Here is a 22,516-nt window from a genome sequence, read left to right as displayed (position 1 = left end):
CATACGGTTGCATAGCTAATTTGTGCACTTCTTTGTTTATATTTATTACTAGTTTTCCAAATGGCATGTATCTGCATCATCCCTGGTGTTTGTAGACCTAGCTGAGTGCGTGTCCCCGCTGCACCGGTAGGGCTCCTGGAGATGAGATGGCATGCATGAACGCACAGAGCGTCTTTGTGATCATCACGCATGGCCCGATCTGCTGATCGATACTCGCGGTGTGAGTATTCTTCAGGAGACCGGATATGCATCATCTTCCAGGTTTTCCTATTCCCGCAAGATCCATCTCTCGTGAGAGGAAACACCTACTATGTCCAAGGCGGAGGGTGACCACACCCTGACGGTCGACCTGTCCAAGAAAGACGCGCTCAACGCGTTTTTTGACCCGATCCTCACGGAGGTCGTCTTCAAACTGCGTCTGTACGGGGGCAGCCAGGACCTTGGCCTGCAGGTCCTGCTCGAAGTCGATGGTGACCTTCTGGAGCCCAAGGTTGCCAGGTTCCAGCAGGTGCCGATGAGCAACTTTGTAGTTGCGCGGGATGAGATCAGGACCCGAATCATGATGCAGGCTGAAGCCCTACGCGTCCTGGCGGTCAAGCAGGGTGCAAAGGGTTGGCAGCGGGTCCGGCTCACCGTGATCGTGATCCAGTAGGGCTGACGTCGCCCAACCATCACCTTGTGGTGCAGGGGGATTAGCACTCTGATGCAATGAACGAACAGGGAAGGCACCTTACTGAAGAGGCGGCCTTCCCTGTTCGTACCGTTTAAGTTCTCTTCACATTGTATGTCCAGGGTCACGTGGGGATCTTGACATTATTTTTCTAGGATCGTAAACACACCCAGAGAAGGCAATCCTCAAGTGCAGTGAGGGGAAGCTGGAGAGTAATGGCTTTTTCGCCATTGCTCATGGCATCCTTCCTTGGGTCAAACATATTTTTCCCGCTGTTTTTTCATATGGTGAATACTCAGTTCCGTTATCCGAAACTGACCCAAAGATGGACAAGCCATATCTCGCGTTCAGTTCCTGCTTCAACGAACAACGTGCCTGGAGAGACCAGGTCTTACAGGGATCTCCACAGGCGTGAATTCCGGTGTCACTCACCGTACGAGGGATAATTAGAACAGAAATGAGGGACGAACGCAAGAGCAACAGATGTCAACGGAAAGAAATATTTGTCTCCTCTTCAAAAAACTTGTTTTAACCCTCTTACTACCTCTCTGTTGCTCGGATGAACTCGACGCAAAAAACTGTGGTGCACCCCTTGCTGGATGATCTGCTCTCAACACAGACCTTTGATAGCAGTGGGACGCTCAAGGCGACCTTCAGTGCCACCTATGATGCATTGAAACGCAAGGTTGGCTATAACGATTCAGATTCTGGCTCGTGTAGTGCGACACCGCTGCCTGCGGGATGTAGTAGCTCCAGCGATACCGCCTGGAAATTGACGTATGATGACAATGGCAATCTCCTCACTCAGAGCGACCCGAGAGGGCAAAATATCTACATGAGCTATGATGGTCTCAATCGCCCGCTCTGTAAAGGAACCACCTCAGCATCGGTCAATCCATGTAGCAGTGATGCAAGTGAGACCTACTTCTACGATGGCTATAACAATGGAAGCAATTGGGGCGTCACTTTCCCTACAGGGTGTGCCGCGCCAACGAATGGCAGTTCATCGTACCCGATGGAAATGCTTACCGCCGAAACATTCAAAAATAGCGTTGGCAGTGGATGGCGCTGTTACAGCTATGATGAGCGCGGACGTAAGAACATGAGTGCGCTGTCGGTCACTGCAGAGAGTCAGACGACAACGCAGAATGTGTACCTGGCCTACAATAACCTGGATCAGGTGACCACCTTAACCTATCCCGATGGGGAGAAGGTTTCAAGCACCTATAACACCGATGGATACTTCCAGTCAGCCTATTTTGGTGATGTTAATAGTCTCGACCCAGTTACCTTCCTGGTGGGTAAGACCATCTATACCAATGCAGGTCTACTGGCTGGCCTGGATCTGGGAGGAAGTGCAACTAAAACGACAACCCCGAGTCCGGTCTTCTCGCTCGCCTTTGGCTATGATGGGATTCAACGTCCATCATCCAGCACAGCCACGCGTGGTGGAACCACCTTCTGGAACCAGACACGTACCTATGATAATGTAGGCAATGTGCTGCAGGTCAATACCATAATTCCCAAGACGGATGGCAGTACCGATACTGATACCCAGTCTTTCTGTTATGATGCGCTGAATCGACTTGTCTGGGCAGGAAACAGTGGGACACCAGCAGGTGGCGATCATTGTGGTAATACGCCAACTGGTTCGACAACAGACAGCTATCAACAGCAGTATGGCTATGATGATTTGGATCGTCTGACGAGTGGTCCATCGGGTACCATGACCTATGACAGCATCCATCCGCATGCTGTCATAACACTCTCCGCGTTTCCCAATCAGTATGCAAGCTACGATGCAATGGGTAATATAACCTGCCGCACCTTTTTGGGTACAAAAGAGTCTCCCAGGATGTGATGTGTTTGTCAAGGTGGGTCCCATTGAGGTGCCTTGACAAACAAGAGGGGTGGTGGGGCTGGTCACATCCGATAGACTGTAACCTGACCAAAAGGGAAGAGAGGGGGCTGTGAGTGATGCAGTGAGAGCGTGCGGTGCGTTGTGGCGAAGACGCGTACGCCGACAGCCCGCGCACTAGGGCCTTCACTTGACCCTCATAAGGATAATTCACACACTTAAAGGGCTTCGTAGACTTGATCTATCGATAGAAAGGAGTGTAGTGCCGAATGTGGTGAGTGTGCCAAGTGTAGAGATTATACCAACGGTTGGGAGTGTTAGGAGTGCTGGGAGAGTATCCACTAGAAGTGTTGGGAGTGTTGGGAGTGCTGGGAGAGTATCCACTAGAAGTGTTGGGAGTGTTGGGAGTGTTGGGAGTGTTAGGAGAGTATCCACTAGGAATGTTGGGAGTGTTGGGAGTGTACTGCATTACCTGTGTTTGAGCTTTGCTTGTAATTGATGCCGCTTCTGGGGTAGTTCTACCAGCTAATAGCACCAACGAAACAGCGAAACTTACTGCAACTAGACAAGTTCTCATCCTAATGATCCGTATAAGCATCCTATTGTTACCTTTCTGTTGCAAATTTATACGCTTATGTATCACTCCACTCTAAGTACTACAAAAAGGCTATCTCCCACTTACGTATAGTCTATTGAGTATGAAAAATTCATGGACTGAATACCAAGTATCCCGTGGGTTTGATAAACACAAGAATACAATGCTTTTTTGAGGCATGTGTGGTTGTGAAAGGAGTAGGAAACGATGAAGCGATTGGACCATGTGTCTACCCCAACCGTTGAGGAACGGGTGGAGTGGCATCTAGAGGATGGAACCGATACGCTCTATGTGTGTCCTGATGCCTAGGCGCTACGCCATCGGTTTCTCCATCGGGAAACGGGCGAGGTGAGGCATGCACGCTGTGATCGCTGGTCGTGCCTCTATTGTGAGCTAGATATGGAGCGACAAGTGATGGCTGAAGCTGAACCAATTCTGACAATACCCTGATAATGTACGAATTTGCGTTTCACACAGGTACGGCGTCTTCACATGGGTATGGTGTGTTGTAATTTTAGTCATCTGATGCGACCCGAAGTTGCTAGAGATCTAGAAAGGCTGACAAAAGACTTGGCAGAGCTGTTAGGGATCACGATCTAGGAAAGAACGTTGGGAAGGTGGGTATAAACTTATGCCCACTTTCCTAGAACATGCAGAAGAAGCGTCTGGCATTGATTCATCAAGCAATTGTCAAATCAATCATAGGGCTTCGTCAAAACTCCTATTCAGTGAAAGTGCTACACCAAAATCCGGCGTTATCCTCTAGGTGGAGGGCACGAAGAATTGTATGAACGAGATGAGGGTTGTGGTTTCCCCTGTGGATGGGTTTTGTCAGAACTCAGATACCATCTTGGCATAGGGGCCGTATGTCTGGTATGCTGATCTCAGCATTCTGACGGAGCGAGGAACATTGACGAATGAAACTGCCCCTATTGCGCAGCAACGAGCACCAGAGAACGAGCAAAGAAAACGAAGCTTGGCTATGCAATGTTCTTCTGCCCACACTGCCGACATATTTTCAATGAAACGAACTGGTACGCCCTTTCACTACCTTGAATTCCCCACGGACATCGTCCTCCTCGCGGTCTTGTGGCGGCTGCGCTACAAACTGAGCCTACGTGATGTCGCCGAAATGTTCCTCGAACGCAGCTTTGTCTTTACGCATGAAGCCATCTGAGATTGGGAAACACGGTTTGCTCCACTGATCGCAGAGCAGTTACGAACCCGGCGACGTGGGCAGGCGGGAACGTCCTGGTATGTCGACGAAACATACCTTAAAGTGCATGGAAAGTGGTGCTACTTGTATCGGGCCATCGATGCTGATGGCCATCTGGTTGATTCTCGGCTGAGCGAGAAGAGGAACGTGGAGGCGGCTCAGCAGTTTTTCCATCAGGCTGTTGCTGTCGTTGGCCATGTTCCTGATCAAGTGACGACGGACGGCCGTATGTCCTATCCGCGGGCCATACGTGAGACGATGAGCAGCAAGGTCCAGCATCGAACAAACAAGTATTTGAATAATCGGTTGGAGCAAGACCATCGAGGAATCAAGCCACGCTATGATCCCATGCGTGGCTTCGGAAGCTTCGAATCAGCAGCCCGTTTCTGTTCTGCCTTTGATGAATGACGGAACTATTTCTGTTCCCGCTCTCCTAATAGCGAGAAACGCACAAGTAATAGATTCTCAGGACTCCTTATGAGTTTCTGTGCTCTCAGTTCTGACACTACCCTCCAGTCGTCTCTTGATGGGCTTCCATTGCTCCTGGTGACAGCTTCGTTTCCCGTGTCCTGTGTTTCATCGTTCTCCAAAGGAAAGAGATGCAGTTGAAGAGGAGACCAAAGAAAATGGTCAGTCCCAGGAGATCAAAAGACACGAACATATGCATCGCTGATCGCAGCACGGTGAGCGGATTGATAAAGAGTATCCAGGAATTGATGTGTTCAAATCTCCCCAGGACTGTGCCATAAGCAACAAAGAAATTACTAAGGATCAACCAAAGAACTTTTCGCTTTTTGAAAGCGGATAGCTGATCGATCATTTTCTCAAATGGGAGCAATGTATACAGGAACATGATGATTGCGAACCATTCCAGCAGAAGATACTGCACCAGGAGCAACATGCGTCCAGAAGCAGTCGCCGTCTGATTCCATTGAGCAGGAAGATGTCCCAGATCGGTGAACAAATACGCGACATTTGGTAAAAAGAGCAACCATAAGAAGCCAAATATGCATTTTGCGACTCTTGACTTGATACGAAGAAAACATAAAAAAAGGTACGTAAATCCGGCAGAGAGCAGTGCGACGTCACCATTTGCAACGCTGATGCTCATCCATGGAGGCTTTGCCCAACTCCCCCAAAGCAAAAAGCAGACAGCAAGCAGAAAGAAAACCATGCTGAAAAAAAACCACCAGGTTGTATCCTCTACTGGCTTTGACTGATCCACATTCATCTCCCTTCCACCAGAACATGCAAGTTGTGGACAACGGCGCAGCGGCGCAGATCAAACAGATTCTTGTAGATGCCTCGATACCGCGCACGTCGTCCCTGCCATCGACCAACATGGACCAGACTATGTTCCACCGCGACCCGTTCACGCAGATCGTTTCGTCCCTGCAAGGTTTGTTGACGCTCTCGCAATTCGATGAATAATGCCTCTTCGATGCTAATGCGCCGATCTATGGCAACCCCTTTGATGAGATGTGCTTGCCCATGTTCATCGATCTGCACACCTTGCTCTTTCAGCACAAACAATTTCGTACGTCGGATCCGTGCTACAATCTGTTCTTCCTGTACGGAAAGTTCCACTGGCGGCCGCCAATACGATGGCTGCATTTGTTTTCTCCCATCTCACCTCCTGGAATGCCCTCTCACTGTCCAGGAGGCCGTTTTTTTCTTGCTCGATGATGCGTGGAGCGATCTGTTTGCCTGGACCGTTCTTTCCTCTTCACAAGCAAGCAGATCAGGTGGGATTTAAGAGAGAAGAAAGCCCAGGAGACGGGGCTTCCCTCATCGCGATCCCGACAGCGCTGGTGTACGTTTCTCGCGCATGAGCCAAACGTAACTATCTTCTAGGCTCGGCTCGACGGGGATCGCCCCCGGATTGGTCAGTTCACCAACCACGCGATACTGCACAGTCGCACCCATATTCATGGTGGAAACCACCGTGATGTCTCCCTCTGGCTTGGGGCCGCTAGTCGTAACCATCCAAACCCTGCGACGCGCTGCGTTGGCCAGCTCGATGGTGCTCCCCTGGAAGGTGATGTGACCTTTGTTCATAATCGCCAGTGAGCGGCAGGTCTGGGCAATATCTTCAACGATGTGCGTAGAGAGCAGCACGATGCGATCTCCTCCCAGGTCCGAGAGCAGATTGCGGAAGCGAATACGCTCTTCTGGATCAAGGCCCACCGTCGGCTCATCGACGATCAGCAGTTTGGGATCATTGAGCAGGGCCTGGGCGATGCCCACGCGACGCTTCATGCCACCGGAAAAGGTCTTGAGCTTGCGATTAGCGACGGTGGAAAGCGAGACGAGTTCCAGGACTTCATCGATGCGATGCTTTCGCGTCTTGCGCTCATCGAGGCCCTTGAGGATGCCGACATAATCGAGAAATTCGCGTGCACTCAGATCCGGGTAGACACCCAGGTCCTGGGGCAGATAGCCCAGAAGACGCTTGATCGCCGGGCGCCCGCGTTCGGACTCCGCATTGTGCTCTCCCACCTGGATGGTGCCGCTCGTCGGGCGCAGGATACCAGCCAGAATGCGCATTAAGGTCGTTTTGCCTGCACCGTTGGGCCCCAACAGGCCAAACATCCCATTGTGGAACACCAGATTCACATCGGTCAGGGCCTGAATATCGCCACGATAGACTTTATTGAGATGACTGATCGTGATTTGCATCGCTTTTCACTCCTTTTGAAAACGGATCAAGAACCTTGATAAGAAGTTTGTCTTACATCAGGGCCTGTCTCCATCTGAGAAATTGGGAAAGCGCCACGAGAACCAGAACAGCGAGGCCGAGCAGCGCCAGGATACTGACCACACCGTTTATGGCAGGGTACGGTCCAACAACTCCACGATAGGATGGGATGCCAAAGAAGCTCATGCCGATCATGCTGCCGATGGGAGTCAGGACCGTCCCGTTGAGCGTGGGCAGGCCGAAGGATGGGCTCAACAAATTGCCCCAATACCAGTAGCCAAAGAAAAAGAACTGGTAGAGCGGAACCCAGATCACCGCGGGACAGGCGATCGAGAAGGCTGCAACACAGAACATACCAGGCAGGACAATCACCACATAACAGAACAAGCCCAGGGGTATCAGCAGGAAGTTGCCGGTCTGCCAGACCGCCAAGCCCAGGATCAGCAAGTACAGCAGGAAAGCTGGGGTCAGCGTTGCCAGTGTGGCTCCCAGGTATTTGCTGAGCACGCGCAGATGTAACGTGCTGGGCAGCGTATTCAAGAGCTCATCAACCTTGGTTCGCTGGTCGCGTGACAGGCGGTCGGACAGAAAGATGCCAACGCCCAGCGGGGCCAGCCAGTTGGTCAGTAGCGCCAGGAGTGCTGCCAGTTGCAGCGGTGGCAGAGACTCAGCGGTGAGATCCCTCAGGGTCGATTGGTTGGTGAAGAAAAGCGCAAAGCCAAGAAATACCAACCAGAGCGTGGGACGTCGGATCTGCATCAGAAACTCATAACGCAGTGCTCCCCACATGATTTTGAATAGGTTCATAGATATATACATTCCTTTCATTTCCCTCTTTATCTCTTCTCCACTTATTCCTCGCCCGGAGCGTGCGAGAGCAATCGTTCTGGTAGACGCAAAAGGAACCAGGCGAGCATGAGCAGGGCCGCTGCCGTGCCAAGCAGTTCCAGGCGATTCGTGAGCCAGTAGCTGGCATCAGGTGAGTACGTCAATGGAAACAGATAGACCGGATGATACAAGGGGTCCTGATCTATTGCCTGGTGGAAGAGCAGTTCGGCGACGGAGACAACGCAGATCAGTATCCCGCTAGCCGAGCGGCTGCGGAGCAGCAGCGAGAGTACCAGACCGAGAGAGACCAGCCAGAACGTTGAAGAGAGCCAGGTCATCTGCCAGGTGAGAAATTGCCAGGGCTGGCTCCACTGGGCGATCTGTGTGGGCAGACGCCAGAAGTTGAAAACGTAGAGCAGATAACTGGTCAGCAGCGAGACCAGGGCGCTCCAGAGGACGATGAAGAGAAAACGCATCGTCGCGGTGCGGTGGTAGGGGCGTGGCATCGTCAAGTGCAATTCAAGCGCCCGGTCATACGTTGCGATGGTTGCTACCACCACGCCAGCAGCCATTGGCAGCAACACCTCCAGGCTGGCGCCCATCGACTGGGCCACCTTGTCCACATTGCGATTGACCAGCGTCAGAAACAGAGCAAAGCCAATCACCACCAAAAGAGGGGTGAGAAAAACTGGCTTGCCGAGCAAGCGCAGTTCATAGCGCAAACGATCAAACATCATACGACCTCCGTAGAGATGTGAGAGTGAGACAACACAGCTTGCGAACGAGCCAGGTCTGGGCTGTCTCGACCCAAAAGACCAGAGAGAAACCGCTCAGCAAGATCATTCCCATGAAAAGCGCAGGACTGGTCGAACCAGATCCAGTTGAGGCAACGGCACGCTGACCAGGAGCGAGCGTCTGGCAGGGACAGCCGGGAAGACTTCGCTCACTACCGCGCAGAACAAAGGTTGAGCCAACAAAGCGCGACATGCCACAGTGGAACCGCTCCATCTTTTTTGCCAGTCTCCACGGCTTGGTGATCGCCGTATCAAAATGATGCCGATGCCCACGAGCAAAGGATCAATCTCCAGGCAGTTCCGCGTCTCTGGCAGTGTGCCTGCTACGGTTGTTCAGGTAACTGAGCTCCGTTCCATTGTAGAGGATAGGCAGGGGAACCGTCTTCGTCCATTCGGGGCGTTTTCCCTCGTACGTTCGTACACGGTCCGTTTGGACGCTTTTGCACCATCACCTGACATGCTATACTGGCAGGGCGGAACTGGCAGCGCAGTTTGACTTGCTCTCTCGGAGCAGGGACAGCACCTCAACTGCTCAATTATGGAAGAAAGACAAAACGTATTCTATGCAATTACTCCGCCATCTCCATGCCCATCTGCGGAACACACACCCTTTTCGGTGGCTCTTGCTCCTGTGGATCAGCCTGATCTATGTATGGGGAGTCTTTGGGGAGGGAATCTTGAGCGAACAGACCGTCCCCGGTAGGTTTTTGCTGTTCACGCTCCTGATGATGCTGCACTGGAGCCTGTATGGGATCAACAGTTCCCGCGCATCTGATTCGGTCTGGTGGCGCGGGTGCTACCTGGCCATTCAGACGCTGCTGATCATCCTCATCAGTGCCATAGCGCATGATTTCACGGTAACGTTCTTCCTCTATCTCACCCTGGTCGGAGAAATAGCCAGCCAGGTTCTCTCGATCCGCATGATCCTGCTAGAAGGGTTCGCCTGCTTGCTCCTCTTCAGCATGAACCTCAATCGGACTTTTGGAGGAAAAGTCGTCCCATTCCTTACGTCCCGCTCCGTCCCGTTCTCTATAGCATTGGCGTACGCCCTGCCTGTTTTTATCCTCGTAATCGGTTATGCTCTCCAGCAGACGCTCGTGCGCGCGCAGACGCAGAGGCTCCTGCACGAACTAGAACAGGCGCATCGGCAACTGGCCGAGGACGCGACCCGCATCGAAGAGCTCACCAGGACGACGGAACGTCAGCGTATGGCCCGCGAATTGCACGACACGCTGGCTCAGGGGCTTGCCGGCCTGCTTCTCCAACTGGAGGCCGTCAAAGCCCATCTGGTAGCCAAGCGCGAGGAGCGAGCGCTAGAGGTTGTGACCCAGGCGATGGGGCGGGCACGAACCACGCTGGCCACTGCGCGCTCCGCCATTGACGACCTGCGCACTGAGGTCATGCCTTCCACCGACCTACGACAGGCGCTCGAAGAGGAGACACTGCGCTTCACCGAAGCAACCGGCATTCTCTGTACCACACAGTTTGCGCTTTTCTCTTCCATACCATTGGCACTGGGGGAGTCAATTCGAAGGAGCGTTGCCGAAGGACTGCTGAACATCGCCCGACACGCTCAGGCGAGCCAGGTCTGGGTCTGGGTGACCGAGCACGAGCAGAAGTTGATCATCGAGGTGCGAGACAATGGGATCGGCTTTGATCCCGAATCCCTTTCGAAGCCCGGTCACTATGGGCTGCTCGGCCTGCGCGAGCGCGCTCGTTTGCTTGGAGGTCAGTTGGTGGTGCATACGGCACTAGGGGAGGGCACGACCCTGCGTCTCCTTCTTCCGGTGGAAAGGCCAGGAAAACCCGCATGAACCAGGAGAAGAAGCTCATCCGCGTCATCATTGCCGATGATCACCTGATCGTGCGCGAAGGATTGCGCTTCATCCTGGAAACCGATCCGGAGATCGAACTGGTGGGCGATGCCTCCGACGGCACCGTAGCGGTACGTCTCGCCGGGGAGATCCAGCCAGACGTGGTTTTGATGGATCTGCGCATGCCGGGGCTGGATGGGTTGCAGGCAATTGAGCAAATCCACACCCAATGGCCGCAGATCGCTCTGGTGATCCTCACGACCTATCACGAAGGCTCGTTGATGCTGCGAGGTCTTCAAGCCGGTGCGTGCGGGTATCTACTTAAGGATACCAGCCGGGAAACACTGTTGGATGCGATTCGCACCGCCGTGCGTGGAGAAACGCTCCTGCAACCAGAGGTTTTGTCGCGCTTGCTCGCCCAAACCTCACAGGTTCAGCCAGCCCCTGACACGCCTTCCAGGAGAGGCGTTACCTCAATGACACTCACCGAACGAGAACAGGAGGTGCTGCAAGCGATCGCACGAGGAGAGCGCAGCAAAGAGGTCGCTGCTCATCTCGGCATAGCGGAGCGCACCGTGAAGTCCTACCTGTCTGGTATTTACACCAAACTGGAGGTCGATTCGCGTGCGGCAGCCGTGGCTAAAGCCCTTGAGAAAGGACTATTGCCTCCGCACAGCGGATCGTGAGGTGCGCTCTTGCAACAACTCCTACTTAACCACACTTCCATTTGGTCCTATTTGACTTGTTTTTTCCTGTCCTCATTACTTGATAGGTCCTCTAGAGGCATCAAGCTCATAGATCGCTAGGCGGCGTCATCACGCGAGGGGTTGGAAGAACTCCTCTCGTTCGCGCGACCAGGTGATACTGTGATTGTCTGGAAACTTGACCGGCTGTGGCGCAGTCTCCGCGATCTCATCGAAACGCCCAACATGCCCAAAGATCGTGACGTGGACTTTATCAGCTTAACAGAAAAGCTTGATACGACGCCAGGTGGCAAGCTCATTTTCCATCTGATGGGAGCGTTGGCCGAGTTTGAACGTGATCTCATTCGTGAGCGCACCAATGCCGGTCTCGCTGCAGCTTGGACAAGAGGACGAATTGGTGGCAGACCGAAAAGGTTGGCAACCAATGGCAAAGTGGCCCTCGTCCGGCGGCTGTTTGCTGACCCCAATCACTCCATCCCGGAAATCTGCTCGACACTTGGGATTTCTCGCTCCACCTTGTACCGCTATGTAAGGAAGAGTAAGGAAGAAGCTTAGCGGGAGAGATTCTCTCCTCTTCTTCCAGATTCAAGCCTTAGCGGGGAAAAGTGTACGAAAAAATATTATGGCCCCGAAAGTGGATATGTGGCGATAAGTAATTGCTGAAACTGAACCAACTCTGACAATATCCTGATAATGTGCGAATTTGCGTTTCACACAGGTATGGCGTCTTCACATGGGTATGGTGTGTTGTGATTTTAGTCATCTGATGCGGCCCCAAGTTGCTCAGGACCTAGAAAGACTGACACTCGACCTGGCAGAGTTGTTAGGAATCACGCTCTAGGAGTGTATGATGAGGGAAGGGGTGATTGGGAATATGCTCATTCATCCCTTCGTTTCCATCGCTTGCAGAAGTAGTGCCTTGTTACCTGCTTTGCAGGCAAGCAAAAGAAGAAGGATTGAGAAAGAACCATCGGATAATACGTCATTTCATGAAACGAAGGACTGTGTTGTATGCACTCGATCCACTTTGCTATTCTCCCACCTCCAGCCATCCTCAAAAACGAGGTAGAGTGCGTAAGGATCGCCGACTATCGTGGTGAGGAAGCTGTGACCATTAACGTCTCTCCCACTGGTGCGCCAGGAATGGTCTTTCATCACAATAAGGGACACGCTGCTCTTGAACACATCGTCACCCATTCGGGGCGCAGCTTTTGCCCACCTCCCCTCTTCCTTTCTGGACCCGTGATCGAGCCCAGCGTCATGATATACAAAAAAACAGCTTTCATAACGGTGCATGTGATTTTCAAGCCTTCCGCCCTCAAAAACCTCTTTGGAATCAATGCCTCGCATCTTGCTCCCGGATGGATAGGCCCTCAGGAGTACGGGGCTCTCGATTTGGCAAATCAATTGATGGAAGCCCGGAGCGGGCAGGAACAGATGGCGCTTCTCACCAGTTTCTTGGTGGTTCTGCTCAAGCAGGAGAAACCGCGAGATATGCTCGTGGAAGAAAGCCTCCGTTTGATCCACGCACACATTGGTTCGCTGCATGTCAAAGACTTGCTGAACACGTTCCATCTCTCTGAACGCCAGTTTGAAAGGCGCTTCACACAGGCGGTGGGTCTAACCCCCCAGGCGTATCTTCGGGTAAAGCGCTTTAATGCAGCGATCCACCTCATTAAAACCAGGCGCTTTGCACGGCTGATTGATGTGGCAGCTGCTCTTAACTTCACTGACCAGTCTCATTTGATTCACGACATGAAAGCCTTTTCTGGCATGACTCCTACACGCCTTGCTCAACAGATCGATGACTTCTATCATGAGCAAGCAGGCTATGCTTTTGCCTGATGATGACGGTTTTTTACAAGCGGTCAAAGGAAAGGAAGGGTATACTCCAGCCAACGAGAGAAACATCATGGTTTCTCGACAGAAGGAGGAAAGAGTTCATGAGCAAAGTGATTGTTTTCACGAACCTGACCCTCGATGGGGTCATGCAGGCACCAGGACGACCAGATGAAGATTGCCGGGGCGGTTTCGAGCACGGCAGTTGGGGAGCGCCCTATAATGCGATGGCTCTGGCAGGGGATAGTATGCCCACTATTTCTGCCCTGCTATTGGGCAGGCGCACCTACGAGGACTTCTACTCTGTCTGGCCTAAGCGAACGGACAGCCCTTTCTCGGCAAGGCTCGACAACATGCCGAAGTACGTCGTGTCCACCACGCTCTCTGAACCGCTCCCGTGGATCAACTCCACGCTGCTCAAAGGCGACGCTGCAGAGACTGTGGCCGGGCTCAAGCAGGAGTCAGGTACGGATCTGGTGATTATGGGCAGCGGAGAGTTGGTCCAGTCGCTCATGCAGGCGAACCTCGTCGATACGTATGTGCTCCTTATTCATCCTCTAGTGCTGGGATCGGGACGCCGCCTTTTCCCAGAAGGTGGCGTCCCAGCCACGCTCCAGCTTGTCGGCACCAGGACGACGAGCACAGGCGTTGTGATCGCAACCTACCAGTTAGCCGAAGAAAACCGCTAAAGGAGCCGCTCCTTAACTGGGGTCGTCTGATGCAGCCCGAAGTTGCCAGGGACCTAGAAAGACTAACACGCGACCTAGCGGAGATCTTGGGGATCACGATCTAGGAGCGTATGATGGGAAGGAGGAGTGGTAAAGCCCACACCCATTCCTCCCTTCCTATACCATGGTCTCCAGAGGTCGTGCCCTTTCTGAAGGCAAACCCTAACCAAACAAGCGATGTTCGAAGCGCTTTCAGAAAAATAAGCGAGCTTTGAGTGATGCAAGAGATGAGATATGCACAATGCGCTGATGTTCATAGAACCTCTGCGGTGAGTGTCACATACTCATCTCATCTCGCAGAAAATGACATTTTGATTGTGGTACGTTTTTTGAGACTGTTCAAGAATTCTTCCTCTCCACAAGCCTCTGGTCTCTCTCCATACCAGAAAAGCAGAATCATGAGTGTCAGAAAACGGTCGATTGTGTAACAACTTCTCTCATCCTTCTTCTGCCCGATGCCTAAGCCAGTAGTGTGCGGCAGATTGAACAAAGTGGTGTCCATCTCGTGTAAGCTTTGCGAGGACGGAGAGAGAGGTTTCTGGTTTGAGGGCAAGCCAATATCGTAATTCCCAATAGGACGAATCCGCTAAGATATTCTGCCAGTATGGAAGAAGCTCCCAATATGGAAGGAGTGCACTCAAGAGTTCTCTCCCCCTTTGTTCTTTCTCGTTCCTCTCATGCCATGGGGGTTGCATCCATCTTCCAAGGAAGCGCGCACTTAAGAATGCGGGTGCTTTTTTGGAGACTTTGTCGAGGAGGTGCTTGAAATGGCCTGTCTGGCTGTGAGTCGCCGGGTCTATCAACTCCTCCCAGGCGAGGAGCATATGATATACATTCAAAGACGCTATATGCTGGTCCATCCCATCCCCTGCGGCAGCCTCTTGATGCTGATTGCGATCTGCAGCAAGACCGAGCTCAAGTCGTTTTTTTGCAATCAGGCCTATTACCTCATACGCGTTGGCTTTCAGTTCTTCCAATACCTTGTGGGTGAGACAAGGGTGCCAGCAGATACTTCTGAGCACTGGTTCCTTTTGGGAATACGACGAGAGACTTGGCTTCTTTAGATCAGAAAGCATCTGGAGCAACGCCTCTTCTGAGACGGCTGGATTCCTAGCAACCCACCATTGTACTGCCTCATCGTAATCGTGCAACAATTGTGACAGAGTCACCGCTGATGCCTTGGGATTCCTGGCCACAGCTATCCTTACAGTAAAATGAGCATCAGAGGCGAGTTGCCTCAAGATGGTCTCTGATACGGTGGGATTCTCTGCAACAGACCACCTCACACGCGGCTCATCATCAAGGGCCAGTTGCTCTAGAAGCGTGTTTGGAGTGTGGACGTTCTTTGCGACAGCGCATCTTACACCCGTTTCGGAATCAGAGGCAAGCTTGCATAAGATCATGACGGGCGTTCTGGGATTCTCGCCAACGCCTTCTCTGACGTATCCATATATGTAAGAATCAGAGGCAAGTTGAAGGAGGATGTCCTCTGGCACTCGGGGATTACGAGCCACTGCCCCTCTCACTGTGTGCTCATTGTCAGTGGTCAACTTGCGTAAGAGAGCGTCTGGCACATTAGCATGGGAAGCCACAGCTCTTCTTAGAAGTTCTTCCTCCTCATCAGCAAGGGATATGAGAAGTTCTATAGGCGTTTTGGGATTCGTAGCAGCGGAGTATCGTACGGAGATATCAGGGTCAGAGAGCAATTGGCGTGCAAGCTCAGGAGAAAGTGTAGGGCTTTCGGCAACGAGAGCCCGTAGGCGATAGTTGGGATGCACTGCAAGCTCAGCTAAAAGAGGAACAGGCGTTCGTTCTTGACGCGTGACCACTGCCATTTCATCAACCCCATCTTGGGAGTCGTCTTCATCCTCATCATCCCAGCCTTCATCTTCGTCACTCCAGTCTTGGGAGTCGTCTTCATTCATCAGGTAATCCTCCTCAAGATCTCTCTTTTTTGGGGTCATTATAAAATAGATGGGGTGGTCTCCGTCAATACAATATTCAAGATCAGATTTCTCATTAAACGAACGGTTTTGACATACTCCAGCTCATCCATCAGCCTTCTCTATTCTTTATGGCTTGAGAGAGGGGAGAGCGCTTGAGGCGAAACGTGAGGAGCTTGGATGTGTGCCATGAAAAATCCTCCTGGAACCAATAAAATTCATAGTTTTCTCTACTATAGGTAGTTGTGAGGCATCTCAGTAGACTGCCTCTACAGACGTTTTCCTCTCCGAGAAACAGTTTATGGAAGCCAGAGGAAAGCATACAGGATCATGGTCAGGGGACATGAACACGACTCCAGAGACGCCGGTTCTTCTGCGAAGTTGATACTGATGGCAAACTCTGAAGAGCACAATAAGGGAGCCAAGTAAATGAGGAAGCCAAGGAAGAGAAGCAACATGAAGAGGCCCGGATCTGCGACCCCTTTGCGTCAAGTAGAAGCTCGACAAGGAGGATGTGCTGATATATTTCGCATTTGAGCCGAACATTGGCGAGCTTTTCACAGGCTTGAGATGCAGGTGCAGGTAGGGAGTTCTCCGTGATGCGTCATGTTATGTTGAGGGAACCGCTTGCCGCGTGCTCTTTCCATGAAGTATACATGTTTGCTGAGAGAGTACGCAAGATCCCGATAGCCTGCAAATTCACATTTCACACAGGTATGGCGTCTTCACATGGGTATGGCGTGTTGTGATTTTAGTCATCTGATGCGACCCGAAGTTGCTAGGGACCTAGAAAGACTGACATACGACCTGGCGGAGATCTTGGGGATCACGATCTAGGAGCGCATGATGGGGAAGGAGAGATGAACGAGCCTACGACCATTCTTCCTTGTCCATAGCCCACAGAGGTAGCGCCTTTTGTGAAGTGGTTGGGAGCCTGTCAAATAAACACAATACATGATACAGAGGAGGCTGAGAGAAAATCAACCCCTCTGTTCTTTTCTTTATCAAGCGTCCATTACTACCTCCCTTTTGGCAAGTACCTTACCGATGGCCCCATCATTTCAGGCATTAACGTACAAGAGCCGAATTCCATAATCGGAGAAAGGCTCTCCAGCTCCATGTTCTCCGAGTAGCTAGTGGACTGTCACACCTGAATTGAAGGATACAGAATTTCTTGTGCATACTTCAAGTGATAAGTGCATGAGGTTCTTGGATGAAGGAGATAGTGTAACAGTGCCATTACTCCCTTTGTTTTTGAAAGAAATTCTCCTCTTGGATACTACTCAATTTGCTCCTGTAACCCCTTTCCTGCCTCGGGGGGCATCGCTTCATGGCCGTCTGCCTCGGACAGAGCGGGGAGGAGTTCCCATTGTTTGTTCAAGACCAACCTGAACCAGTAGCCAGCCATCAGAGACGTAATGATGGCCACCATAACCAGCGTCGCGAAAAAGCTTTCGCTGATAATACCCAGGCCGTACGCGACCGTCGCCAGTACGATACCTGGGCCTCCTCTCGTATTCATCGCTGCCCCTACATTGAGACTTGATAGCCAGTTTTCGCCGACGAGCCGCGCTGCCAGGATCGTTCCCAGCATTTTGAAGAACGTGGCAAACAGCAGAAATGAGAGGAAAAAGCCGATATCAAAATGATGCACTAAATCGAGTTTGAAGCCAACGAGGGCGAAGTAGAGCGGCACGAAGAAGCCTAATGCCACATCTTTGATGGAGGTCTTGACCTTTTCAAATTTGCCATTGGTAACCATTTCTAGCACAATACCCGCCAGCAAAGCCCCAAAGACGACGTTGATATTCAACAGGTTGGCGAGCGCAGCCAGGGAGAGACAGAGCAACAGGGCATAGCCCGCCGACGAAGTCTGCGCCAGGCCAGGAAGCTGAAGACGTTGAAGCATGCGCAGCAGAGGAGGCAGAAGCAGCAAGGCCAGCAGGAAAAAGGCCGCTATGAGGAGCAACGTAACGGGAATGGCGAGCGGAGAGAACGGTTGAGGGCTCACCAATGCAGTGGCCAATGCAATGGCTACCCACAACACAACATCCTCAATGGTGGCAACCGCGATAATGATCTTAGCAAAGCGCGTCTGAGCAATATTTAGGTCCAGGAATATTTTTGAGATGACGGGGATAGAGGTTACAGCGACCGCACAACCAAGAATAATCCTTAAGGCGAGAGGATTTCTGGCGCTGCCGATAAGAGCCGTGGTTGGGTAGAACTCAGGTGCGACCCACCCGGCAGCGAACGACACAAGTGTTCCCCCTAGCAGAAGAGCCACAACCAGCTTCCCCTCATCCTTGTTCAAGGATTTCTGTAGCTCAAAGCCAGAAATGAACATCAGCATAACCAGGCCAAGCCAGTAGATGCTGGAGAAGATTCCGTCTTCAGCCGCAAAGGAAGCAAAGATGTTTGTTGAAAGATGCGGAGACAGCCAGCCAAAAAGTGTGGGACCTAAGAGGAGTCCTCCAGCAATCTCCCCAATGACCTTTGGCATATGCAGCCGTTGAAAGACATATCCAAAGACATGAGCAAAGAGCAGAAGTAAACTCATAGCCAGAAAAAACATCGTGAGGTCTGCATTACTAAGAGCGGCGAGAACTGAAAGTGTCATGGTTCTGCATCCTTTCCTGAGGAGCTAGCACGACTGAAAAAACAGACGCCACAGATAGCTGTCTTTGTATCTTATAATGCAACAATAATATTTTATATATTAATATGTCAAGCTATCTTCAAACACTTCTTTATCCTGATTTTAAAAATAGTTATTAGAAAGTGTCTGAACTAAACAAGGTCGTGCTAGACTGAAAGAAAGGAGACCGCGAGAGCCAAAGAAAGGAACTGATCAGATGAGCGATCACCAGAAGCGCAAAGCCTATCCCTCCGACCTGACAGATGAGCAGTGGGACCGCTTAGAACCATTGCTGCCTCCTCAAACGCAGTGGAGTCCGCGAGAACGGGTTGAGCGTCGAGAGATCATCAATGGCATTCTCTATGTCCTGCGAACCGGCTGTTCGTGGCGACAAATGCCCCATGATCTGCCCAATGGGAAGACGGTGTACCATTATTTCCGTCGCTGGAGCCTGGATGGCACCTGGGAGCGGGCGATGAGCAGCTTGCGTCGAGATGTGCGCACCCACATGGGGCGTGATCCCGAACCAAGCGCAGCTATCATTGATAGCCAATCCATCAAAACCAGCCCTGTGCGAGGCATCGACCGTGGCTTTGATGCTGGGAAAAAAAACCTACGGACGCAAACGGCACATCCTGGTTGATACCCAGGGGCTTCTTTTAGCAGTCAAGGTCCATACAGCTCGCCTGATGGATCGGCTGGGAGCACCCTTGCTCTTGCAGGAACTGACAGATCGATTTCCTCGCCTATGTCATCTCTTCGCTGATAGTGCCTACACTGGCCCGCTCATTGACTGGATCAAAGCCACCTTGGGATGGGAAACCGAAATCGTGCCGAAAGCGGACCAGGAAGATCCCTGGGTGCTCATCAATGGTGAACCCGTTCGTTTGCCCAAGCCAAAAGGCGGCTTTCAGGTCCAACGTCATCGCTGGAAGATCGAGCGCACTTTTGGGTGGTTCATTCGTTTCCGACGGTTGGCTCGCGATTATGAAGGCTTGCCCCAGAGCAGTGAGGCATTCATCCAAATCGCTTCCATTCAGCTCTTTCTCAAGCGGTTAACTCCTTTTCGGCCCTTCTCAATCTAGTTTAGACACTTTCTTAGTAATTAGAAATAAATGATAAAATACATAAAAATATGGCATTGTTCTGGAGAAGCATAAATCACTATTTTACGGTTCATCTCTCCTATCAAATTCTGTGAATATGCGCCTCCTCTTCTGATACTGAGAGGAGTGTTGGGCTTCAAGGTCCCTCCCAGTTTTTTTGTCATCATCCAACCGGATTTGGTATCACACTCACGACAAAAAGCATCGTGTCAGCACAGCTTCTCACACTCGCTTTTCACATGTGTATGATGTGCCTATGAATAAATATGGTGTGCTGGGATTTTCGTCGTCTGACCCAGCCCGAAGTTGCCAGGGACCTAGAACGATTAACGCGCGACCTGGCGGAGGTGTTGGGGATCATGATCTAGGAGCGTATGATGGATGGGAAGGAAGAGTGGTGAAGCCTACACCTATTCCTCCCTTCCCATACCATGGCCTCCAGAGGTCGTGCCTTTTCTGATGGCAAACCCGAGCAGTTCTTGGGAGAACAGAAAGCTGCTAGGGGACCACATCCATCTCTCTTCACCCTTGGTGGTCAGTGTGACAAGCGCGGTTTTAGGAGCAATGCCAACGGTGATTCCTTCTTCCTGGAGCGCAGATGTGATCTTCTGTAACTCCTCAACAAACTTTGAGGGCGATCGATACCATGTCTGCAATTCATCAGGAAAACGAGTGGATAAGAGCTCTTTCAACTGCTTTGGCTTCCCACTCCACTCCAGCCTGGGGTATAGCTACAGTTTTGGATCATTGATCTATGATCCCCTGCCAATTTCTGTGGAGTTGATCCGCTTTAGAAGCGTTTATGCAATGCAAAGAGTAGTTTTCACTCGTGCTCATTGTGCGAACAGGTCACGTCTGTATTGCCATTCATGCCCCGCAACAAAAAGCATCGTTTCAGCACCGCTTCTCATACGCGCTTTTCACATGTGTATGACGTGCCTATAAATAAGAGATATGGTGTGCTTGAACTGGGGTCGACCCACAGGGATGAGATGATTATCTATTTTTTGTAAAAGCAATAGCGTTATGGGAAGAATGCGGTGCAGGTTATTCTGGCGTATTGTCTTGGTGATGCTTTGTCGTTGTGTAAGATATATACCTCTTTGAGAGCATTGCCGAAATGTGAACATCTCACGGGTGAGTAGGGCTGGCGAGTAACCGAGGCCGTTCCATGTTCGATCAATCCGGCTATAGGGATACGATCTCCAGAGCGAGCCACCACTAGACATTGCTCACGATATCCAACAAGGCTACCACGCAGCCTTCTCCTGTGCGCTGGACAGTCACACGATTATGGAGCAGCTTAGCCAAAGATGCTCGCCTTCAACCATCTGATACGCTCATTGGTGAATGTGAGTATTCCGAAGCAGGCATTATCCGCATGATCTATCGAATGAGTGTCGATGAGAATTTGTCCCGTATTGCTATTGCGACCCATTTGAACGCGCTAGGTATTCCGCCTGCCCACGCATGTGATCAACGCTCCATTATGCGTGGGAAGCGTCTCTGTCGGACAAGTGGTCGTTGGACGCCAGGGCGCATTCGTAATATGCTGGTGAATACGACGTATAAAGGTATTCATTACTATGGGCGTCGTTCAAAGAAGACCCGTGAGGTCATTGCTCAATTGGTACCTGCTCTTGTTGATGAGAGCACCTGGGAGCAAGCCCAACGTGTGTTACATGCTCATCAAGTATTCAGTCGTCGCAACGCGAAGCGGAATTATTTGCTTCGAGGCCTGATCAAATGCGGTCTTTGCGGTCTCACCTATTGTGGGTCTGCCTATAATGTCAAATCGTGCCCTTATTACTACAAGTGTAATGGGAGGCATAAGAGCGGCCAAACTTTCTAATATGCCCACAATTATAGCGCCAATTGTTCCGGCTTTCCCAAGGCAACCTTTTTCTTCTTTCACGATGTTCTTTATTACTTGCTCTTGATCCTTCAATTTTACATCCTCATACTTTCTCGCTTCTTTGCCAATCCTCATAGTTAATCTTCAGCCGTACCTCTCGAAGTTGAAGCAGCCACTCCCCGACGTTGATCCGTTTGCCGAGCTTTTTAGATACTAGACGTAGCTTTATTCATAGCAATGAGTGTCCAAATAAACACAATAATCCCCCAAACTACAGATGCACACATAAAGACTATAAAAAAGAAGAGAACTGTAGTCCATAAATCGGAAGGACGAAAATAGATACTCAACAAATAGGCAGCAATTAAATCGAATGGTAAAAGAGTAATGAAAGCTGACCCTAGGCAGCCTTTACGCTCTTTTTCTTCCATTTCTACCCATTGAATGAAGAGCCACCATATACCAGATTGAAGGCCGCAAATGATGAGTGAGCAGATAACATTGAGCGGGGCAAAGTCAAGCAAATTGCCACGCGTTAGAAGGTTAGGCAGTGGAATGGCAGGGATATTAGGAATTCCCAGTTGTATCTGCGGGAGTGACTGTGTTCCTGATAGAAATTGGTAAATGGCTATTAGAGCAGCCAAACCCTCCAATAGAGCTAAAACTATAGCACCAATTTTCCCCATTTTTCTAAAGCACCCCTCCCCTCTTGCAATTTCACTAATTACTTGCTCTTGATTTTCCAATTCAACCCTCCGTGGTTTTTACCTCTTTTAAGCGGATAAATCTTCTGCCCAATATAAACGCTTGGAGTACACAAAAATACAATGGCTACATTATTAAGGAAGGCGATTCAGAGTATTGGCAACTCTGTGATGAAAGCCTCGCGTGGTAGCCTGTTGTTATATGTACATGACTCTCCTCACGAATAGGGCCAACCGCTCCCCCAGCAAGCACAGGCCGATGCTCAAGGGCTGATTACGCCAGAACGAATGCGCGAGATTGCAATGAAGGTCCCAAATGTCTCAGCCTCCGTCAACTCAATCCTTGACTTCTCCGGCACTGTCCCCTTGGGGTTCGCTCCCTCGACAAGGCAAAGAAAGTTCCACCTCGTCAACTCCAACACATCCAGTCATCATTGATGTGACGTTGAACTAGTTTTACGGAGGTCTGAACAATAAGGATATGATGGTGTGCCCCCAAAGACTGCTCCAGATGATACCTTAAGAG

General features: G+C 51.1%; 20 protein-coding genes and 2 pseudogenes. 11 read left to right on the top strand and 11 right to left on the bottom strand.

The features are described from left to right. Nucleotides 1-310: 310 nt before the first annotated feature. The 4 genes and pseudogenes from K3T82_RS33600 to K3T82_RS33585 form a co-directional block, all read left to right on the top strand. On the top strand, nucleotides 311-652 hold the full coding sequence (locus tag K3T82_RS33600; RefSeq protein ID WP_220197878.1) for a hypothetical protein: 342 nt from the start codon (nucleotides 311-313) through the stop codon (nucleotides 650-652). A 610-nt stretch (nucleotides 653-1,262) separates the two neighbouring features. Continuing rightward, nucleotides 1,263-2,531, top strand: coding sequence for a hypothetical protein (locus K3T82_RS33595; RefSeq protein WP_220197877.1), 1,269 nt, complete (start codon nucleotides 1,263-1,265; stop codon nucleotides 2,529-2,531). Nucleotides 2,532-2,851: 320 nt separating this feature from the next. Then, nucleotides 2,852-3,010 (top strand): hypothetical protein, encoded by a 159-nt coding sequence (locus K3T82_RS33590; RefSeq protein ID WP_220197876.1) that lies wholly within the window; start codon nucleotides 2,852-2,854, stop codon nucleotides 3,008-3,010. 1,034 nt (nucleotides 3,011-4,044) lie between these two features. Beyond that, nucleotides 4,045-4,744: pseudogene (locus K3T82_RS33585) on the top strand (IS6 family transposase); the annotation flags it as partial. A 100-nt stretch (nucleotides 4,745-4,844) separates the two neighbouring features. Here the strand turns inward: K3T82_RS33585 and K3T82_RS33580 are convergent. The 6 genes and pseudogenes from K3T82_RS33580 to K3T82_RS33555 form a co-directional block, all read right to left on the bottom strand. After that, nucleotides 4,845-5,564 carry a DUF1361 domain-containing protein gene (locus K3T82_RS33580; protein WP_220197875.1) on the bottom strand — a complete coding sequence of 240 codons (720 nt, stop codon included), beginning with the start codon at nucleotides 5,562-5,564 and terminating at the stop codon, nucleotides 4,845-4,847. A 2-nt stretch (nucleotides 5,565-5,566) separates the two neighbouring features. Continuing rightward, nucleotides 5,567-5,770: pseudogene (locus tag K3T82_RS33575) on the bottom strand (IS5/IS1182 family transposase); the annotation flags it as partial. 357 nt (nucleotides 5,771-6,127) lie between these two features. After that, nucleotides 6,128-7,018: an ABC transporter ATP-binding protein gene (locus K3T82_RS33570; RefSeq protein WP_220197874.1), complete on the bottom strand. Its 891-nt coding sequence runs from the start codon at nucleotides 7,016-7,018 to the stop codon at nucleotides 6,128-6,130. 52 nt (nucleotides 7,019-7,070) lie between these two features. After that, nucleotides 7,071-7,844 (bottom strand): hypothetical protein, encoded by a 774-nt coding sequence (locus K3T82_RS33565; protein WP_220197873.1) that lies wholly within the window; start codon nucleotides 7,842-7,844, stop codon nucleotides 7,071-7,073. Between the two features lie 44 nt (nucleotides 7,845-7,888). Further along, nucleotides 7,889-8,602, bottom strand: a complete 714-nt coding sequence (locus K3T82_RS33560) for a hypothetical protein (protein WP_220197872.1) — start codon at nucleotides 8,600-8,602, stop codon at nucleotides 7,889-7,891. Beyond that, nucleotides 8,592-8,873, bottom strand: coding sequence for a hypothetical protein (locus K3T82_RS33555; protein ID WP_220197871.1), 282 nt, complete (start codon nucleotides 8,871-8,873; stop codon nucleotides 8,592-8,594). The genes K3T82_RS33560 and K3T82_RS33555 overlap by 11 nt, the downstream gene beginning before the upstream one ends. A 349-nt stretch (nucleotides 8,874-9,222) precedes the next feature. On the opposite strand from K3T82_RS33555, the gene K3T82_RS33550 reads away from it, so the two are divergent. The 5 genes from K3T82_RS33550 to K3T82_RS33530 all read left to right on the top strand — a co-directional run bounded on the left by K3T82_RS33550 (nucleotide 9,223) and on the right by K3T82_RS33530 (nucleotide 13,705). Further along, entirely contained in the window at nucleotides 9,223-10,473 is a 1,251-nt protein-coding gene (locus K3T82_RS33550; RefSeq protein WP_220197870.1) for a sensor histidine kinase, read from the top strand. Continuing rightward, the gene (locus K3T82_RS33545; protein WP_220197869.1) at nucleotides 10,470-11,159 is read left to right on the top strand and encodes a response regulator transcription factor; all 690 of its coding nucleotides are present in this window, start codon (nucleotides 10,470-10,472) and stop codon (nucleotides 11,157-11,159) included. Before K3T82_RS33550 ends, K3T82_RS33545 begins: the two co-directional genes overlap by 4 nt. A gap of 141 nt (nucleotides 11,160-11,300) precedes the next feature. Next, complete coding sequence (locus K3T82_RS33540) at nucleotides 11,301-11,732, top strand: recombinase family protein (protein ID WP_220197868.1); 432 nt, start codon at nucleotides 11,301-11,303, stop codon at nucleotides 11,730-11,732. Between the two features lie 456 nt (nucleotides 11,733-12,188). After that, nucleotides 12,189-13,022, top strand: a complete 834-nt coding sequence (locus tag K3T82_RS33535) for a helix-turn-helix domain-containing protein (RefSeq protein ID WP_220197867.1) — start codon at nucleotides 12,189-12,191, stop codon at nucleotides 13,020-13,022. 98 nt (nucleotides 13,023-13,120) lie between these two features. After that, complete coding sequence (locus K3T82_RS33530; RefSeq protein ID WP_220197866.1) at nucleotides 13,121-13,705, top strand: dihydrofolate reductase family protein; 585 nt, start codon at nucleotides 13,121-13,123, stop codon at nucleotides 13,703-13,705. Between the two features lie 476 nt (nucleotides 13,706-14,181). Here K3T82_RS33530 and K3T82_RS33525 read toward each other — a convergent pair whose 3' ends face one another. From K3T82_RS33525 to K3T82_RS33520, 3 genes are all read right to left on the bottom strand, one after another. Continuing rightward, nucleotides 14,182-15,579 carry a HEAT repeat domain-containing protein gene (locus K3T82_RS33525; RefSeq protein WP_236031785.1) on the bottom strand — a complete coding sequence of 466 codons (1,398 nt, stop codon included), beginning with the start codon at nucleotides 15,577-15,579 and terminating at the stop codon, nucleotides 14,182-14,184. Further along, nucleotides 15,534-15,665, bottom strand: coding sequence for a hypothetical protein (locus K3T82_RS49325; RefSeq protein WP_268886713.1), 132 nt, complete (start codon nucleotides 15,663-15,665; stop codon nucleotides 15,534-15,536). The genes K3T82_RS33525 and K3T82_RS49325 overlap by 46 nt, the downstream gene beginning before the upstream one ends. A 1,301-nt stretch (nucleotides 15,666-16,966) precedes the next feature. After that, on the bottom strand, nucleotides 16,967-18,307 hold the full coding sequence (locus K3T82_RS33520) for a cation:proton antiporter (RefSeq protein WP_220197864.1): 1,341 nt from the start codon (nucleotides 18,305-18,307) through the stop codon (nucleotides 16,967-16,969). A 235-nt stretch (nucleotides 18,308-18,542) separates the two neighbouring features. Between K3T82_RS33520 and K3T82_RS33515 the strand changes: the two genes are divergently transcribed. Then, nucleotides 18,543-19,410, top strand: a protein-coding gene (locus K3T82_RS33515; RefSeq protein WP_220195679.1) for an IS5 family transposase whose coding sequence is annotated in 2 segments (ribosomal slippage) — nucleotides 18,543-18,944 and nucleotides 18,946-19,410 — 867 coding nt in all. Because the reading frame shifts where the segments join, the coding sequence is not laid out codon by codon here. Nucleotides 19,411-19,841: 431 nt separating this feature from the next. On the opposite strand, the gene K3T82_RS33510 is transcribed toward K3T82_RS33515, so the two are convergent. Then, nucleotides 19,842-20,123 carry a hypothetical protein gene (locus K3T82_RS33510; protein WP_220197863.1) on the bottom strand — a complete coding sequence of 94 codons (282 nt, stop codon included), beginning with the start codon at nucleotides 20,121-20,123 and terminating at the stop codon, nucleotides 19,842-19,844. 578 nt (nucleotides 20,124-20,701) lie between these two features. Between K3T82_RS33510 and K3T82_RS33505 the strand changes: the two genes are divergently transcribed. Next, complete coding sequence (locus K3T82_RS33505; RefSeq protein ID WP_268886709.1) at nucleotides 20,702-21,283, top strand: recombinase family protein; 582 nt, start codon at nucleotides 20,702-20,704, stop codon at nucleotides 21,281-21,283. Nucleotides 21,284-21,492: 209 nt separating this feature from the next. Here K3T82_RS33505 and K3T82_RS33500 read toward each other — a convergent pair whose 3' ends face one another. After that, on the bottom strand, nucleotides 21,493-22,032 hold the full coding sequence (locus K3T82_RS33500) for a hypothetical protein (protein WP_220197861.1): 540 nt from the start codon (nucleotides 22,030-22,032) through the stop codon (nucleotides 21,493-21,495). Between the last annotated feature and the right edge of the window lie 484 nt (nucleotides 22,033-22,516).

It is taken from the genome of Ktedonospora formicarum, assembly GCF_016587355.1.
GTDB classification, from domain to species: Bacteria; Chloroflexota; Ktedonobacteria; order Ktedonobacterales; family Ktedonobacteraceae; genus Ktedonobacter; species Ktedonobacter formicarum.
The sequence above is the reverse complement of the archived record's forward strand: the minus strand, read 5'-3'. Positions and strand labels throughout refer to the sequence as shown.

Coding starts and splice junctions, on each gene's coding strand:
- K3T82_RS49325 (WP_268886713.1), bottom strand. CDS start 15,665: ATGAAGACGACTCCCAAGACTGGAGTGACGAAGATGAAGGCTGGGATG.
- K3T82_RS33545 (WP_220197869.1), top strand. CDS start 10,470: ATGAACCAGGAGAAGAAGCTCATCCGCGTCATCATTGCCGATGATCAC.
- K3T82_RS33565 (WP_220197873.1), bottom strand. CDS start 7,844: ATGAACCTATTCAAAATCATGTGGGGAGCACTGCGTTATGAGTTTCTG.
- K3T82_RS33525 (WP_236031785.1), bottom strand. CDS start 15,579: ATGGCAGTGGTCACGCGTCAAGAACGAACGCCTGTTCCTCTTTTAGCT.
- K3T82_RS33535 (WP_220197867.1), top strand. CDS start 12,189: ATGCACTCGATCCACTTTGCTATTCTCCCACCTCCAGCCATCCTCAAA.
- K3T82_RS33550 (WP_220197870.1), top strand. CDS start 9,223: ATGCAATTACTCCGCCATCTCCATGCCCATCTGCGGAACACACACCCT.
- K3T82_RS33530 (WP_220197866.1), top strand. CDS start 13,121: ATGAGCAAAGTGATTGTTTTCACGAACCTGACCCTCGATGGGGTCATG.
- K3T82_RS33560 (WP_220197872.1), bottom strand. CDS start 8,602: ATGATGTTTGATCGTTTGCGCTATGAACTGCGCTTGCTCGGCAAGCCA.
- K3T82_RS33555 (WP_220197871.1), bottom strand. CDS start 8,873: ATGGAGCGGTTCCACTGTGGCATGTCGCGCTTTGTTGGCTCAACCTTT.
- K3T82_RS33600 (WP_220197878.1), top strand. CDS start 311: ATGTCCAAGGCGGAGGGTGACCACACCCTGACGGTCGACCTGTCCAAG.
- K3T82_RS33570 (WP_220197874.1), bottom strand. CDS start 7,018: ATGCAAATCACGATCAGTCATCTCAATAAAGTCTATCGTGGCGATATT.
- K3T82_RS33520 (WP_220197864.1), bottom strand. CDS start 18,307: ATGACACTTTCAGTTCTCGCCGCTCTTAGTAATGCAGACCTCACGATG.